Source organism: Paenibacillus sp. E222, from assembly GCF_013401555.1.
GTDB lineage: Bacteria > Bacillota > Bacilli > Paenibacillales > Paenibacillaceae > Paenibacillus.
In genome coordinates this window covers 304,475-320,855 of the sequence record NZ_CP058552.1, presented here as the reverse complement: position 1 = coordinate 320,855, position 16,381 = coordinate 304,475, and the positions used below count along the sequence as shown (strand labels likewise).

The window sequence follows — 16,381 nt, the reverse complement described above, 5'->3', positions numbered from 1 at the left end:
AAATCGAAATAAAAAAGAGAGTGGGAATTATGGAATGCATACAGCTTTTAAGTGAGAATACAACAAATGCAATTTTTTGAGTCCGTCATTGCAGTGTTTAAACTCCAGAATAATGACCTAGCTGCAGAGTGGTCTTTTACAATATGAGTGAGGTCTATGGAATTAATGTTTCAGGTGTTGATGAAATCATCTTAAAGGTTGTTCTATGGATGAGGATAAATCATAAGACTCATGATAAGTACCTCTTCAAGGACAATTTGAATTTAGAATATGATCATGCATACAATATTGGGAGCTCATTGGAAGGACTAAAAGACTGCATTGTTGCTAAGAAAAATCACGGTCATATACTTCTCGGACATTTAGGGAAAGCCCTGAAAGAGATATTAGATATAGTATATGAGAGGAAAAAAATTACAGCGAGAGATCTGTCTGATGAGTATCCAGTAGGCAACTATCTGAGCTTTGTAATCTCCGCCTAATTTTAATGGAAAAAGGCGGGAGGTAATACGTGTACCGAAGTCTTTTTTAAAAGAGTCCTGAAGCGGCTCTTTTTTTAAAAAATGGTTTTCAAAAAAAATTGAAAACACATGGAGTTGAAAAAGCTCGTGCAAGCAATGCCCGTGCAACCGCTAGAACGGATAACCAAGCAGCTGCTATTAACAAGGCAGTCCAAATTGCAAGAAATCAGAATTCTGAAACGATCAAAACAGAGATAAAAATAGTTATGGTAAATAATCCATTTCCGCCGCGTGGTTGAATATTAGCGAAGCTACTGTTAAATATTGGCGCAGCAGGAAACTCGATTAAAATGTCGAATTTTAACATGTAAAAAAGTTAGGCATAAAGAACTAAAGGATGATAATCAATGTCAATCCATAACAAAATTTTTTTCTATAATGATAATAATGTTTGGGCACCGGTTCCTGACTGGTTTAACTTTTTTATAAATAGTGGCTATTATTTCTCAGAGCACACTGAGGAAAGAAGAAAGTCAGTTATGTGTATTTCTGCCCCTGCAGCATACTTTCTCCCGACGTTATTAGGGATTGGTGTAATAGCAGGCATTATTGAGTCGATTCCCTATGATAGATTGCTTTTTAACCATTTTTCGGCTCTGACCCAGTTACATGAAGGCACGCTGGTTCGCTTTAGGGATGGCGGCCGACAAAAGATAGCAACTTTTTTAGGTACAGAAATTATTTATGGTGAAAAACGGCTAAAGATTCAGACCCAAAATCCCGAGGCAGGTGGTTTAGTGGACTTTATACCACAATCACGCGCATTTGATATTAGTATAAGTAATAATCAACAGCTACAAATACCCAATAATCAGGTTGGAAGAACAGAAGCAATTGAGTCCCAATTCTTAGCAGCACTATTTGATAACGCGGGAAATACGCCGATGTTCCGTTTTTCCGATCCTAAGATATGCTTTGTGGGGAATAAGGAAGCTTTGTTGGCTGAAACAAATGATTACCAGTTTGCAACCTTAACTGAAAGCAGATATATCTCCGGCTGCCTTAACGAAATACTAAAAATTAGACAGTTTCTGGGAATAACGGATATATATCAATCCGAGGTCGTTGCTTCACAGTCAAGGAAAATTGATGTAGTACTGCAACCAGCAACTGTAATTATATATTGTAATGCGGTCAGTTATTTGAGTTGCCACCATAATTTTCATGACTATGATTCTATTGTTCTTCTCGACCGATCTGAAACACAATATCAACTAGCGGTGGATGAATTAAACAATAGGTTTCTGGAGAATAACGATTTTTTGAACGTGACAAGGCCAGAGCTATCTAAGTTACCTAAAGGTATTGAAATTTTATATTGGAAGGAAAAGCGATGAACAAACTTGAACATATGAACCGGGTGTTTGATTTGTCACAAAGATACATGCTGAATTTTCATGAGGTTACGTCCAATTCCTTATCCGCTTTTTCCAGCATGCTATCGAAGTTTGAACGCATTTTAAATGAGGAAGCTAGAGAAGATGAATTTATTCGTGATTTCGTTAGTGATTTAAGGAGATTTCGCTTTTACGTGACGGCAAGCGTCCTACCTTTTTCAAATTCACAGGATCAATTTGACCAAATCAAGCTAAAGAATCTCGCGAGAAAATGTGGCTTAATGTTTCCTGATTTGAAAGAATCAGCTATTAGATTAGTGGAAGCTGGTATTGCAGTTGTTGAATCAAATGAAAAACCGGGTTTAGATTTTATTAGCAGGCAGGTACAAGCCGGAAGAAACACCGGATTAGTCATTAAGGTTGCAAACAACTTAGACTTAGTTAACCGGATGATACAGGAATCGCTATCTGCTTCTATAACTGTAGTCAGCCCATTGGCTTTGAAGCATGGCGCAATTTTTGAACACTTAATTATTTTTGGCGCACCTCATTGGTATCCCGAGTATTTGTATAATTCGCCTCGTGCTCGTTTAATTGATAGTGTTGCTTATGAATGGCAACCTTGGAAAAATAGTAATAGCCACCATTTCAGTGGGGAGAACAGCAGAGTATCATCATTGTATGATGGATGTACAGTCACTGAACAAAAAGGGCATTTCAAGGCGGCCGATAAAATAATCATCGAAAACGTTCAGACAAACTATATGGCATTAGAACAATCTATTTATAGAAGATCCGGTAAACCTAAAGAGCAAAGTCAAGTACCAGCTACACTAGTAGCATTAGCAGGCGGTAAGTATATTTTTTTTGAAAAGCATACTATTGGTAACATTTGGGTCCTTACTTTTAACCAAGAAGAAAAAGTTATACGGTTGCCTGTACAGCAACTGGATACGGAATGCTACATACTCATTAGAACAGGGACAGAGCGGGACGTGATTCAAAATATTGCGGATCAAATATTGGGTGAGAAAGCGGTATCAATGCGTGAAAGACACGTTGAATGGAAAAAGGGGCTTCAGAAACTTGTCTATAAGTATGGATATGACCGTGTTATTCGTGCCTTACGTAAAAATGGTTCATCAAAGGCAAATCATATGAATTTACGTAATTGGATGTCTCTGGACAGTATTAAACCAAGGGACCGTCAAGATTTTTCATCAATTATTAAAATCTTAAAATATAACGATCGTGAAAAGGATCTATGGAGGGAAGCAGAAATTCTGGCGAGAGGTCATCTACAGGCTGGTGCTACCATTAGGCAGCAGTTACTAAACGTTGTAAACAAAGCGGACCTTTCTAAATTGGAACTGGAGCGTACTATTATCTTCCCTCTGCCAGGAGCCGAGGATGCGAGCTTTACTGCTTTTAAAGTGGAGTATATCGGCACAAATGATTTTTATGTTGATGAACATAGAACTCGTACACTTTTAAACATGAAAGAGGTGTCAGAATTATGTTAACCGAACTGCAGAAAAATATGAAAAACAGGGATCAGCTTTTTGAGGCATTGAGGCGGGAATTTATCGGGCCTGCTGTTTCAGACAACAGTATGTCAATTAGTTGCCAGACGGATGTGTTATTTAAAAGTAAAGAAGAATATTACAGGCCATACAGAAATAAGGAGACGGGAGAGGAGATTTTACATGAGCAACCCAGCAGACGATACGGGGCTGCAATTCTTTACCCTTACGGTATCGGTCGTGATGAAAGTGAAGATCATCAGTTAGACCCGGCAGATTCGGATGCTATCCAGCTTGTCAATACGAGAGAAATTGAGGAAATTGAATCGCGAAATAGTTCCAACAAAAATGATGAAGATTCCGAATTGGATATTTCATCAGCAAATGACTATCAACAAAGCAGTATGGCAGTAAGTTTTCGTGCTATCCTTAATCCTGAATCGGAGCTCAGAATATTTGTAACCGGTGGACGTTATAATTCTTTTAAAGCGAGGATAGAAGGGGATAAAAGGGAAAGAAAGTGGTGGGTTCGATCACCTGTAAGTATGAAAGTCACATGTTCAGCTGAAGAGTTAAATACGGAAAGACATGTGTTGTTAACAGGCCGGGTAATTGAGGCCGACAATACAGACGGTCTAAACTTGCAGGTGCAGATTCTGTCGAGGCCAATTGAAGATGGTAGCCGTCTAATTACTGTAAGCTTGGTTAATCGTTCCGAATTTGGAGGTAATACATCAGTTGATAGTGTCAGTTTATTCCAGTCACAATTTACAGCAGATATTTTTCCGTTAAATCAAGCAGATCAAAGCGTAGGCATTCTGCCTTATCCGGAGGCTGTAGAACCAACAGATGCTGATGAAGAGGAACAATCACTTGCCTTATTATATCGCTCGATGAAGACATACGCTGTGGGACATGGCTGTTCTGCAGATTGGGATATGACCGGTGATAAAGTGGAAAGCGTAAGAACCGAGTTTCTCCCTAGCTATGAAACAAAGAGTATGACACCTGCAATTAAGCGAGGGGACGGTTCCGATATTGAAGTTTCCATGAGGACATTGGCAGGTCTCGATTCAAGCAGCGATCATGGCTTCAATGAATTAGAAGAAATAGTAAATTTGTATAGGGAATGGATCGAGAAGAAGAGATTAACGATTCCGAAGTTGGATAAACACCTACAAGAAGTGGCGGAAAGAAACCTGCTTCTTTGTAGTGAATGCGCAGACAGGATGGAACAAGGACTTAATTATCTTAAGAATAATTTAGAAGCGTTAAAGGCTTTTCAACTGGCGAATTATGCCATGCTGCTCCAGCAGATAACTGGTACAGTCGTTCGGGAATCAGAAGTAACTGAGAGTGGTGTTCTTTTTAGTAAGCCTTATACAAATCCTGATGTCATTGGCACAGATAAAGGTAAATGGCGTGCGTTTCAGATTGCTTTTATGTTGATGTCAATTGAATCCACTGCCAATTTCTTTTCTAACGAACGCGAAACTGTTGAACTCATCTTTTTCCCTACTGGTGGAGGTAAAACAGAAGCCTATTTAGGTTTAGCTGCCTACTCTATGTTCTTACGTCGTCTACGAGACCCCTATGATACAGGTGTCCAAGTACTTATGCGTTATACATTACGCTTGTTAACTGCGGATCAATTTCAAAGAGCATCGAGGCTTATTTGTTCAATGGAATATATTCGAAAGCTACATGAGATAGATTTGGGAGACGAGTCATTTTCAATAGGAATATGGTTGGGATCAGATACAACACCAAACACACACAAAGGCGCATTAGCTGATTTAAAAGCTTTGAAGAATGGAACGAGTGAGGACAATCCGTTTTTGGTTCGCTCTTGCCCTTGGTGTGGAGCGCAAATGGGGAAAATACCAGATAACCGGAAAACTGAATCCGGACTAAGAAGTGGTCGCGGTAAGAGAAAAGGCTTGGGATTCAATATTAATGGATACAAAATATCTTCTGGTAATGTGATGATTCACTGTCCAGATCGTGATTGTATATTCAACCAGGAACTTCCTGTCTATGTAGTGGACGAAGATATCTACTCCAAAAGACCAACTTTAGTCATTGGAACGGTAGATAAATTTGCACTGCTAGCCTGGAATTCCGTGCCTCGTGCGATGTTTGGTATTGGTGCGGACGGGGAGCGTTTTTGTTCTCCCCCGGGTTTAATTATTCAAGACGAATTACATTTAATTTCAGGTCCACTGGGTTCTATGACCGGTTTGTTTGAAGTTTTAATTGAAGAGTTGTGCACGGATTATCGTGCACAAGAGCCTGTCCGCCCTAAGCTTGTATGTTCTACGGCAACAATACGAAGATTCAAGAGACAAGTTAAGGATGTTTACGCTAGGGAGAATACTCGGCTGTTTCCATCACCAGGGCTTGAAGCGGATGATTCGTTTTTCGCCCAAAATGCTACTGACACAGAAGGTAAATTAATGCCGGGGAGAAAGTATATTGGTATTAACACACCAGGTCTGGGATCTATGCAAACACTTCAAGTGAGATCTTTAACAGCTCTTCTGCAAAAACCTTTTGAAATGGGTGAAGGGGAGCGGGATCCATGGTGGACATTACTAATATTTTTTAATAGTCTACGGGAATTAGGTACGACTGTCACCCTATTGCAATCAGACATTCCAAACCACCTAAAAGTGGTCAAAAATAGGGAAGGTATTGGTTATGACAAGTTACGCCGATTAAACCGGATTAAGGAATTAACATCCCGTTTAACCAGCGATGAAATTTCTGCTGCTATTGGTGAATTAAAAACCGATGTGAAGCGTGGAACGGCTATTGATGTATGTCTTGCCTCGAACATTATTGAGGTGGGTATAGATATTGACCGTCTTTCATTAATGGCCGTTATAGGACAGCCGAAGACAACCAGCCAATACATCCAGGTTACCGGTCGCGTGGGCCGTCGCTGGTTCGAAAGGCCAGGGTTAGTCGTGACATTATACAGCGCATCAAAGCCGCGTGACCGCTCGCACTATGAAAAGTTCAGGAGTTATCATGAAAAACTATATGCCCAGGTAGAACCGACTAGTGTTACACCTTTTTCTCCGGCTGTCATTGACCGCTTACTCCATGCTGTGATGGTAGGTTATGTGCGTCAAATCGGTGATGCCGTTGAAGTTGATACGCCGCGGCCATTGCCACAGGATATCCTGAACCAACTTGAGGAAATATTAGTGCGGCGTGTGAAGCGCACGGATCCTGAGGAATTGGAAAACGTTAAGCGTGTTTTTGAAAAAAGACTTGCACATTGGATGAAACTAAATCCCTCTGAGTGGTCTGGAACAGCCGAGGGTGGTGACTATCCGCTCTTACGAGTCGCCGGAGAGTATGCTGATGAGCGTTCAACCAGGCTCTCCTTGGCAACGCCGATGTCATTAAGGAACGTTGATGCCCAATGTCGGGGGGATATATCCGTGTTGTATAAACTTGAAGAACTGGAGGATTTGGAATAGTATGGTATATCCGATACGCAGAGCACAAATGATAGCCCCATTTGGTACCGGAGCAATGTCTATATCGAAAAGTGGAATCTCAGCTATTTGTGGAGGACTTGATCATTGGTATAAGGACAAAAACGGATCTTCGGAGCGGGTGGATCTATCACAGTACAAAATCAAAGAGTGGCGTTTAGAACGCTTGCTTGGGGTAGACCATTTTCGGTTACCACCAGATTTCCGCTATAAAGGCGCAGGCGAGAATAATAAATTTTTGACCGTTCCCTTTTTAAGGTTTCCACAATGGCATTATTGCACATTTTGCGGAGATATGAAAAAGACGGAGCTTACAACTAAGTCGAGGGAAGAATGCTCAACTTGTAAGGCTAACAACATCAAAAAGTTTATGGTGCAAGTACCCTTTATAGCAATATGCGAAAACGGGCATATTCAAGATTTCCCGTGGCGTGAATGGGTACATCGTTCAGCAAATCCATCTTGTACTGCCACGATGAAGCTGGTAAGTACCGGCGGCGGTGCGCTGACGACGATGCAAGTAAAATGCGGGTGTGGAGTAGAACCCCGTATGCTCAATAAAATAACCAGCGCACATCCGGATGGAAGCACGGAACTTAGTAAAGAGTTAGTTGGTGGCGGAAATGTGTTTTACTGCCAGGGAAAAAGGCCCTGGCTTGGTACTGAGGATGGCGAAACATGCAGATGCCATCTTAGGGGATCTCTCCGCAGTGCTTCAAATGTTTATTTCGCTCAAGTCCGAAGTGCGATTTATATACCAGGTGAAGTAAGTCGACAAATCAAAACATTGATTGAATTATTTCAATCGCCTCAATATGTGCGTATTCTGAATCTTTCAAAACGGGGTAACTTAAGTGAAGAAGAAACAGTGGATGAGCTCCGTGCACAGTTTCGGATTGAGCTGGAAACATATTCTGATGCTGAAATAAAGCGCGCGATTTTGAGCTTGGAGCAACGTGCGACTATTGAAATTGAAGAAAACGAAGGGGCTGGCGGTACAGATTTAGAAAGAGTTCTGCGTCTAGAAGAGTATAGTGTATTAAGTGAAACTTCGGATCAAGATGATCTTAAAATCCGGTGGATTCCACTTGCACAGTATGACAGTAATCTGTTTGATATGGAAAAATATTTTTCTGATGTATTTCTGGTAGAAAAATTAAAAGAAACGCGGGTGCTTGCGGGTTTTAACCGGGTTTTTAATGATCGGCCTACAGACGTTCAGCAATTGAAATATCAGATGTGGCGGAGTGTACCAGATGAGTCCTCAGATAATTGGCTACCCGCTTATGTTGTATACGGTGAAGGAATTTTCTTGAAATTCAATCCTGATCTATTAAACACGTGGGAGGACAAGGCCGACGTGGTCTCCAGACTTCAACCATTAGCAGAACGTTATAGAAATTTGCTCGTGAATCGGCGTACTCGGGAAAAGCAAATTACACCTAGGTTTGTAATGGCTCATACTTTTGCTCATCTTCTGATGAATCAGCTTACTTTCGAATGCGGGTATAGCTCTTCTTCACTAAGAGAACGATTGTACATATCCGATGACGAAGCCAATCCTATGTACGGTATATTGATATACACCGCAGCAGGTGATTCAGATGGAACGATGGGTGGACTGGTTCGAATGGGGAAGCCGGGCTATCTAGAGAAGGTAATTCAAAAATCATTAATAAATGCAGGTTGGTGTTCTTCAGATCCTATTTGTTCCGAAATTGGGCCACAAGGACCTGATTCTTGTAACTTGGCCGCCTGCCATAGCTGCTCTCTTGTGCCGGAAACAGCATGTGAAGAATTCAACCGGTTTCTAGACAGGGGACTGACCGTCGGTTTGCCAGGTTCTCAACAGATAGGGTATTTTTCATAAGAACTTCTTTTTGTAATGACCCGAATGACTCATTTCGTCACGTTCGGGTCTTAATATTTGGTATTAGTAAGCATTGGTAGCTTATATATTAAAAATTTTCTTATTCTGTGTTGATAAAGTAAGAAAAAAGAGGTGTTCGTAATGCTGGATAATCATAAGTTAGCTTTAATTGTTGCTTACTTTCTTTCAAAGTACAATGAGATAGCTTTAGAGAATCTTGGATACTCAAATTTCACAGCCGCTTTTGAAGACATTGGTTTTAAACTAAGTGTTAAACCTAATACGATTAAGAATATGAGAGATGAATTCGATCCCTTTCATCCTAATAATAGAAGAGGGTGGTATCAAAGAGAACTGAGGCCAAGCCGTCTTGAAGTTTTGGAGAAATATGAGGAATTGAGTGAGTCAGCATTATTGGGGATAGTAAAAGACATTTTATCTTATAGTACGTTGAATCGGACTACTGAATTAGATAAAAACATTCAAGTATATATTGATACAATACAGGAAGATGATGAAACAAAGCACGCTACTCGAAAATTTAGTACAAGAGGCATAACGGGTAAAAGAGCGGAAGAATTTTTTTATGAGTCATTCCTTAAGAATAAAATTGACGGATTTGGAGGGGGGCTAAAAGATAGAAGAAATGATGGCTGTGGTTTTGACTTTGAACTGGACTCATCCCTTCCTTTTGTCTTTGAGGTTAAAGGGCTATCGGCTATAATTGGGGGAGTAGTATTTACGGATAAAGAGTGGATTGTGGCAAAAGAATTGGGGGAAAGGTATATTTTAGTATTGGTAAGTAACCTGGATGGCATACCCAATATTAAATTAATTCAAAACCCTTATGAAAAACTAGTAGCGAAAAAAAATGTGTATACAACTATTTCTATAAATTGGGCAATCAGTAAGGAGCAATTATAATAAAATTCATAGAAGTCGGATGGAGAGCGTTTGGCCAGGGCTTAGGCAATACCTTGCCGACTGTGCTAAACGCTTCGGATCATTCGGAAGTGAAAAGGATGAAGCCGTAAGTGCTAATAAGGAATGATTTTAAACTAAAATGGGTTTCAGAGAACCTAATTAAACTCGCCCCTTGATCTCATCCTATTGCGTGATTTAATAAATCGATATTCAACAATAGTTGTTGACTACTTGTTGACGAACAACGTCAACAGCTATTAAAATCCAAACAAAAAGAATAGTCTGCGTTTCAAGAACACTCTATATATCAAGGCTTTTAGCCAACTGATACAGATTCAAACCAACTCCCACATGATCCCGCATACGGTGCATGTGGAGAGCGTTGCGATGATAGTGAGGATTAAAGAATAAGCAGAAGGGTTCGAGAATCTGTAAAAGATTCTCGGACTCTCGTTTGCTTTAATCTCAATTCGATTAATTAGTCGGTGCAAAATCTCTGGAGTCAACTCCCTGAAGGACAAAAATTCTCCGAGGAGCTGTTTTAATTCGCTGAACGCCAAAATCTGTCATGTTGCCATCCAGATTTTTGTCTCGTGCTTTTTTCTTTCGAGTTTTCAACTTGTCAAATTCACTTTCTACCGAACTTATTTGTTTTTCATTTTGCCAATTGATTTTCTGTAGCTGATTTTCAAGTTTTTTATAAATTGTAGCATTTGAGAGATTGGATGCGAGCGTTCGAATATCCTCGATAATAGCTAATTTTAAATCTGCTTCACGTACGAGATGGTCACTACACTTTACTCTCCCGTTTTTACCTGGCTTGTTATAGTACCCCAAACATATCCCTTAAAGTTCTTCTTATAATGCATTCCACGTCCACAATCACCATAGAAAGCGTATTTGTAAATGACGGATTGTCAAGCTAAGTGCGACAGTTCCTCTGAAAAGGGGCGTGAGCGGTTCTCCAACCCAGGCATTTACGTGGTCTGTGATTAATAAAGTGCAAGAGTATTATCTAGAGCCATTGGCATTTTCATTCGAACTGCGTTGCTAGCTGGAATACGGTTTGATAAGCATGGGCCGGGTACTGAGAAGCTTGAGCAATTAGGGCATTACAGCCGGCTCTGTAAAAGGATGACAAAGCATTTACCCCTTTTCAGAATGAGAGGTTGAATTTTTCCTCCATGACCAGGCCACCACTGGAATAAGCAGCAAGGACATCAATCCTCCGGCAAGGGAAAGCATGGAGTAGCCAACGCCAGCCATAACCATGCCTGACAAAGCGCCGCCGGACGCGCCGGCCAGTGCAATCAGAACGTCAACCGTGCCTTGTGTCTTCGCGCGAACCTTCGGCGTTGTGGAGTCGATAATGGCCGCCGTTCCGCTAATCAGGCCAAAGTTCCAGCCTAGGCCGAGAAGTGCCAACGCTACAATAAGTAAGCCCATGGATTCGCCTGGTGCAAAAGCCGCGGTCAAACCTGCCAGCAGCAGCGTTACTCCTGATGCATAGGACATAAAGGTACGGCCAAGCTTATCCACCAGCACGCCAGTCAGCAGGGAAGGCAAATACATGAATGCGATATGGATGCCAATCACCAGACCTGCATCTCCAAGCTCATGGCCATGCTGCTTCATATGAACGGGCGTCATGACCATGATACCCACCATTACGATTTGGGTAAGCACCATAACCGTTGCTCCCACAATAAGTCCTTTTCGGTTATGAGAGCTCTCCGGGCGGCTTGCGTCTCCCTTCCCCTGAAGACTTTTGCCGTCTTTCACCTGCGACCCTTTATTCAATATTTCCTCTTCGTCAATCGCTTTGGCAACGATAAACGGATCAGGACGAAGAAACAGCAGCAGTACCAGGCCTGCTATCAAATAGGCAACTGCCGCTAGAATAAACGGCCCCGACAAAGCAGGAAGACCGATGGAGGTCGCCATGTGACCAGTCGGCTCTACCAGATTGGGACCTGCCACCGCGCCAATCGTCGTAAACACCAGCGCTGTACTGATTGCTTTGGCCCGCTGATTCGGCAGCGCCAGGTCCGTACCCGCGTACCGGGCTTGCAGATTGGTTGCCGTGCCCGCTCCATAAATCAACAGTGACACAAATAGCAGCGCTATTTGATCCCAAAGCGCGGCAAACACAACGCCAGTTGCTCCAGCTCCACCCGCTATAAATCCGGCAGCCAGCCCGACTCTGCGTCCAAATCGCTGTGACAACCTTCCCACGATCAGCGCCGCCGCCGCAGAGCCTAGCGTAAACAAAGCTGCGGGAAGACCGGAAAGGCTGTCGCTGCCTAGCATGTCCTGCGCAAGCAGCGCTCCAACAGTAAGCCCGGCAGCCAGCCCCGCTCCTCCGAATATTTGTGAGACAACAACAAGCCATAACGTTTTTTTATACAGCTTCTTCTGCTTCTCCGGCGATTTTACGTATTCATCTACTCTGTCAGAGCGGCTTTTTTGCCGTTTCGGAGCCATTGCTGTTTGGTTATTCATATGCACCCTCCTTTTCGGCACCCCTGCCGCTATCTAGATTATCTTTAATCCAATATCTGAATTATAGAGATATACGCAATCACTCTTCAATCCCTCAAAGTTGGGATAGCTATTCCAACCCTTTTAGTGATTCGATCATAGCGATACGAGACATTTTTCATTTTAGTAGCAGGTTAGCTTAATACTTTGAGCGTAGCGAGCTCTCGGTTTCTTTCGAAGATGTAACGGACGATATAGTTCGCGCTATGCTATGGAAATGCCTATGTTGCAGAAGAACGTATACCCAATATTGCGGGGTGTTTGTTCTACAATAAGGTCATTGATTTATGCCTAACATCTAGGAAGGCTGTATAGAGGTTTTTGGAAAGTTTTGCCGAATAGTTCTAAGTACCTACAAAAGATCATCAGGAGGAGTCAAAAGAAATGCAACGTACTACTAGACCATCAGTCAATCAGCCCAACAGGACAACGTCCGCCCCTGCTAGGGGGAAATCTAGGGTGGCTAGCCCCCAAGTAAACAGAACAGTCGGACAAGTAGAAGGAACAGGGAGTCAATTGAACACTGCAAATAAAGTTAATGCTGTTGCATGCCGCAAATGCAAGTCACAGCAAGTAGTAGCCAACAAAAGAGGGTACAGTTTCGCAAACATGTTTAAAACAATGGGATGGATGTGGTTACTTCCTCTCGTATTAGTGTTGGGATTTACGATGTGGGCTTTTTATTACAATATGAATGTTCAAGTCGGAAGTGGTGTAAGTAGTAAAGGAAGTGGTGTAAGTAGCACCGGAAGTGAAGCTTTCGAAAGTCTATTAACTATCATCGGTGTTATTTGCGGGATTTCAATTTTTGTATCCTTACCTGTGAGTATCTTAGTCGGGTTTGTTGGAAGAAGTGAAATTGTTAACGGCTGTATGAACTGTGGTTTCAAATGGAGACCTGCTAAGAGGAAGTAAACTGTTGAGGGTGGGGATTTTTGTATAATGAAGTTTTTAGTGGTTTAGAAGCATGAAGGCGTTCAAATGTCAGTTTAGTAGTTGCTCCCTGTGTCAGCAAAGGTATGTTTTATACATATACGTTAATTTTTAGGCATTTATGAACCCCTAGTTACTGATTGGTCATAAGTATGACATTAGTTTTATTGTCACATCAGAACGATTGTTCAGCAATGAACTGATACTATCGGTTAGAAAATAAGGACGGCTTCTGTCAGTCGCCCCTGATTGAGCAAGTGCTATTCCTGTAATTTGTTTTAAGTATCAACACGTTACATGTAAAGTCAGTGGCGATATTGGTAAGGGTCTAGTGTTTTGCGCTGGCATTTACCTGCTTTAATAAATAGCTATATAGCCCGAAGCTTCTAAAGCTAGGGCTATTTTTGTTATAACCACAGTAATTAATTCAGCGCAGCGTAAGATGAGGCTTCCGTTCGTCGGAGGGAGAATCGTTTTATATAATCATTAGTAGAGTTGAAGTCTGAACAATATCAAGTTGTCGATTTTTTCAGCTTTCAATAACTTTAATGTTGTTCAATGTTATCAAGTGCTGTAGTAAGACGTGGTAAAGGTATGCCTGACTTTTTGGCTTCTCTCACAACTTCAAATATCGCAAAACCTGGTTTGCTGTTGTTGTATTCCATGAAAATTCTGGGTAGGCTGTCCTTTGAAAAAATAACCTTGTTAAAACGTGTGCCGAGAAGTACCGGTGGAATTTCGGTTAGCAGGTGAGAAATCATTTCAAGCTTTGCACCTCTTGCTTGGAGTACCTAGACGAAAACACTTCGACATTGTAGCTATGAAGCATTCTGACAATGTTTATTGTATTGGGCGTACAATCGCAAATGAGATAAACAGCCAGATGACGAATGAAATTCCAGAGGGCATCAACGGGCTTTTTTGAGATTGTTGACAATTGGCATATATGGAATTATATTAAATATATCAGGCGCTTGGTGCTGTAAATCTACTAGTGTAAACGCTCTCCAAGCAAAACTTTACGCAATATAGTTCGATCACGTCGAGGAAGAAAATGGAGAGGTGACGGGGTGAAATTAGTCCCAGTTTTGTGCACGCCCTGTCCATTTACGAGTGACATTCCTCTTAGTTTTGTAAAGCATTTTCAGCAAAGCTTCATTGCTTGGGAAAATGCTTTTTTCTTTAGGCTTTGCGATGTTGACGATGGTAACCCTCGATTATTTCCATCGTTGTACTCTTCTCGTCAAGCTTTTTATGTCCTGCATCGTGTCATACTCCGCCTCCAGCATGAATTGCAGCATCTCTGCAAACAACTCTTTCAGTGCAAATTCACCTTGTCCATCGTTATGAACTTATTCTTCTTCACAATCACTTTCATTTGCTCATCACTTATACGATCCTCTTTAATCAGCCTTTTTCTAAAGATTATCTAACGGGGGAAACATGATGTCTAAATCAATAGAATCTATCTTGAGAGATGAAATTTTTACTGAGCTGGACATTGAATATCCGCAAGACCACGATACCCGTTTGTTGGACCAAGGGATCGACTCAGTAGGCTTCATCAAGCTTATTGTTTCAATGGAATCGAAGTTTAACATCTCGATCCCTGATGAAGATCTGTTATTTGAGAAGTTCTCCACGGCTGGATTAATCCTTAATTATTTGACTGAGAAAACGCTATGATGACTATCATTCAGCGTCTATTTCTGGAGGCCTCTGATCGCCAAGATCATATTATCCTTGAAGATCTAAAGCAGCAATGGACTTACGCAGAGGTGATGACAGAAGCTTACTTGATTGCTCTATATATCCACAAGAATTTTGAGCTTGAGTCCGGAAGTCATCTTGCACTATACACAAATAATGAGCCCTTGTTCATTTTTGCGGCGCTGGGCATTCAATTCTGCGGTTATGTGTTAGTACCGGTTCCTTATTCGGCATCCAATACTGAAATCGAAAATATTTTAAATGCCAGTGACGCCAAATTGGTTATCAGCAAATATGCACAGCCTGCGCATTTAAATTGCGACATTCCTTGGGTTACCGCTCAGGATTTATCGCAAGAAGCAATGCCTTCGTTCGAATCGATCTCGTTAACAAATCAGTCCGATCCCAATCAATGTGCGATTCTCCTTCCTACATCGGGCACAACCGGAAAATCTAAAATCGTGATGTTATCCCATTGGAATGTATTAACGAATGCGTTGGCACATGGCGAAAAGGTGGGGTATACGGATCAGGATTCGTTTCTTGTAACGATGCCCGTTCATTTCAGTTCTACGATTGTCACGCAATTGATTTCTTGCATGCTATATGGAGCCCGAATTAAACTTGTCAGCTTGCCCTTGCTGCCGCGCACAGCGTTTAAACTGTTTCAGAATAAGGCGGTCACGGCATTCTCAGCGGTGCCTACGCAGTTGATGCACTTTGTTTCCGATTTCCATCAGACAAAGAAATGGAGTGCCTTTGATTCCATTGAATTTATTGTAATTAGCGGTGCGGCGATTCCCGCGAAATTAGTAGACCATCTTCAGGCTGTATTTCCTCACGCGGACATTATTCAAACCTATGGATTGACCGAAGCTTCTCCGCGGGTGAGCATGATGGAACGGGGAGAGCGCTGCTTATCCTGTGGATCACCCATAAATGACGTTTCTATTCGTCTTGTTGACGAAGAAGAGAATGAGGTAGAAGGAGCAGCTATCGGAGAAATTTGGGTCAAGGGCCCGAATGTGATGCTCGGTTATTACAAAAACCCGGAGTTAACGAACGCAACCATTGTTGAGGGTTGGTTAAAGACAGGAGATTTGGGATATTGGAATGAATCAGGGTGTCTTATACTCACAGGCCGAAAGAAGAATATCATTATATCCGGCGGTATCAATATCTATCCGGAAGAAATTGAGGAATTTTTGTACGGCTTGAAAGAAGTGGAGGAGGTCATGGTTGTTGGTATACACGATGATCTGTTAGGTGAAGTTCCCATCGCATTTCTGAAAGTTTTTAATGAATACCCGATGGATATAGATGCACTGACACGACATTGCAACTTGCATTTGTCATCGTATAAAGTGCCTAGACAATGGAGGATTATAGATGACATTCCAAAAACAAAAACAGGAAAACTGGACAGGGCAAGCACGAAGCGCTTATTGCTAAATGAGATATACTGATTCGGAATCCTTAAGCCATTTAACCAAAATAACCAGGGGTGAACGAA

14 protein-coding genes and 1 pseudogene are annotated in these 16,381 nt (G+C 41.7%); 10 read left to right on the top strand and 5 right to left on the bottom strand.

What is annotated here, in order from left to right:
• The first annotated feature begins 143 nt into the window (after positions 1 to 143).
• The 7 genes from HW560_RS01370 (at position 144) to HW560_RS01345 (ending at position 9,684) form a co-directional block, all read left to right on the top strand.
• On the top strand, positions 144 to 482 hold the full coding sequence (locus tag HW560_RS01370) for a hypothetical protein (protein WP_179261667.1): 339 nt from the start codon (positions 144 to 146) through the stop codon (positions 480 to 482).
• A 98-nt stretch (positions 483 to 580) separates the two neighbouring features.
• Positions 581 to 760: a DUF2188 domain-containing protein gene (locus tag HW560_RS34355; protein WP_373564973.1), complete on the top strand. Its 180-nt coding sequence runs from the start codon at positions 581 to 583 to the stop codon at positions 758 to 760.
• Positions 761 to 868: 108 nt separating this feature from the next.
• Entirely contained in the window at positions 869 to 1,858 is a 990-nt protein-coding gene (locus HW560_RS01365) for a hypothetical protein (RefSeq protein ID WP_179261665.1), read from the top strand.
• Complete coding sequence (locus HW560_RS01360) at positions 1,855 to 3,381, top strand: DISARM anti-phage system protein DrmE domain-containing protein (protein WP_179261663.1); 1,527 nt, start codon at positions 1,855 to 1,857, stop codon at positions 3,379 to 3,381. The genes HW560_RS01365 and HW560_RS01360 overlap by 4 nt, the downstream gene beginning before the upstream one ends.
• The gene (locus HW560_RS01355) at positions 3,375 to 6,872 is read left to right on the top strand and encodes a helicase-related protein (protein ID WP_179261661.1); all 3,498 of its coding nucleotides are present in this window, start codon (positions 3,375 to 3,377) and stop codon (positions 6,870 to 6,872) included. Before HW560_RS01360 ends, HW560_RS01355 begins: the two co-directional genes overlap by 7 nt.
• 1 nt (position 6,873) lies before the next feature.
• On the top strand, positions 6,874 to 8,760 hold the full coding sequence (drmB, locus tag HW560_RS01350) for a DUF1998 domain-containing protein (RefSeq protein WP_179261658.1): 1,887 nt from the start codon (positions 6,874 to 6,876) through the stop codon (positions 8,758 to 8,760).
• Positions 8,761 to 8,901: 141 nt separating this feature from the next.
• Entirely contained in the window at positions 8,902 to 9,684 is a 783-nt protein-coding gene (locus tag HW560_RS01345) for a protein NO VEIN domain-containing protein (RefSeq protein WP_179261656.1), read from the top strand.
• A gap of 335 nt (positions 9,685 to 10,019) precedes the next feature.
• On the opposite strand, the gene HW560_RS34350 is transcribed toward HW560_RS01345, so the two are convergent.
• The 3 genes from HW560_RS34350 to HW560_RS01330 form a co-directional block, all read right to left on the bottom strand.
• The gene (locus HW560_RS34350) at positions 10,020 to 10,190 is read right to left on the bottom strand and encodes a hypothetical protein (RefSeq protein ID WP_221443869.1); all 171 of its coding nucleotides are present in this window, start codon (positions 10,188 to 10,190) and stop codon (positions 10,020 to 10,022) included.
• Entirely contained in the window at positions 10,159 to 10,521 is a 363-nt protein-coding gene (locus HW560_RS01335) for a hypothetical protein (RefSeq protein WP_179261361.1), read from the bottom strand. The genes HW560_RS34350 and HW560_RS01335 overlap by 32 nt, the downstream gene beginning before the upstream one ends.
• Before the next feature lie 309 nt (positions 10,522 to 10,830).
• Positions 10,831 to 12,168 (bottom strand): MFS transporter, encoded by a 1,338-nt coding sequence (locus tag HW560_RS01330; protein ID WP_257031964.1) that lies wholly within the window; start codon positions 12,166 to 12,168, stop codon positions 10,831 to 10,833.
• A 516-nt stretch (positions 12,169 to 12,684) separates the two neighbouring features.
• On the opposite strand from HW560_RS01330, the gene HW560_RS33625 reads away from it, so the two are divergent.
• Positions 12,685 to 13,140, top strand: coding sequence for a hypothetical protein (locus tag HW560_RS33625; RefSeq protein ID WP_257031589.1), 456 nt, complete (start codon positions 12,685 to 12,687; stop codon positions 13,138 to 13,140).
• Between the two features lie 563 nt (positions 13,141 to 13,703).
• Here the strand turns inward: HW560_RS33625 and HW560_RS01320 are convergent.
• Together HW560_RS01320 and HW560_RS33620 are read right to left on the bottom strand one after the other, a co-directional pair.
• Entirely contained in the window at positions 13,704 to 13,919 is a 216-nt protein-coding gene (locus tag HW560_RS01320; protein ID WP_179261650.1) for a hypothetical protein, read from the bottom strand.
• A 315-nt stretch (positions 13,920 to 14,234) separates the two neighbouring features.
• Positions 14,235 to 14,388 (bottom strand): annotated as a pseudogene (locus HW560_RS33620) (IS256 family transposase); the annotation flags it as partial.
• A 216-nt stretch (positions 14,389 to 14,604) separates the two neighbouring features.
• Between HW560_RS33620 and HW560_RS01315 the strand changes: the two are divergent.
• Entirely contained in the window at positions 14,605 to 14,844 is a 240-nt protein-coding gene (locus tag HW560_RS01315) for a phosphopantetheine-binding protein (protein ID WP_179261648.1), read from the top strand.
• Positions 14,841 to 16,334, top strand: a complete 1,494-nt coding sequence (locus HW560_RS01310) for a class I adenylate-forming enzyme family protein (RefSeq protein WP_179261646.1) — start codon at positions 14,841 to 14,843, stop codon at positions 16,332 to 16,334. The genes HW560_RS01315 and HW560_RS01310 overlap by 4 nt, the downstream gene beginning before the upstream one ends.
• Positions 16,335 to 16,381 lie beyond the last annotated feature (47 nt).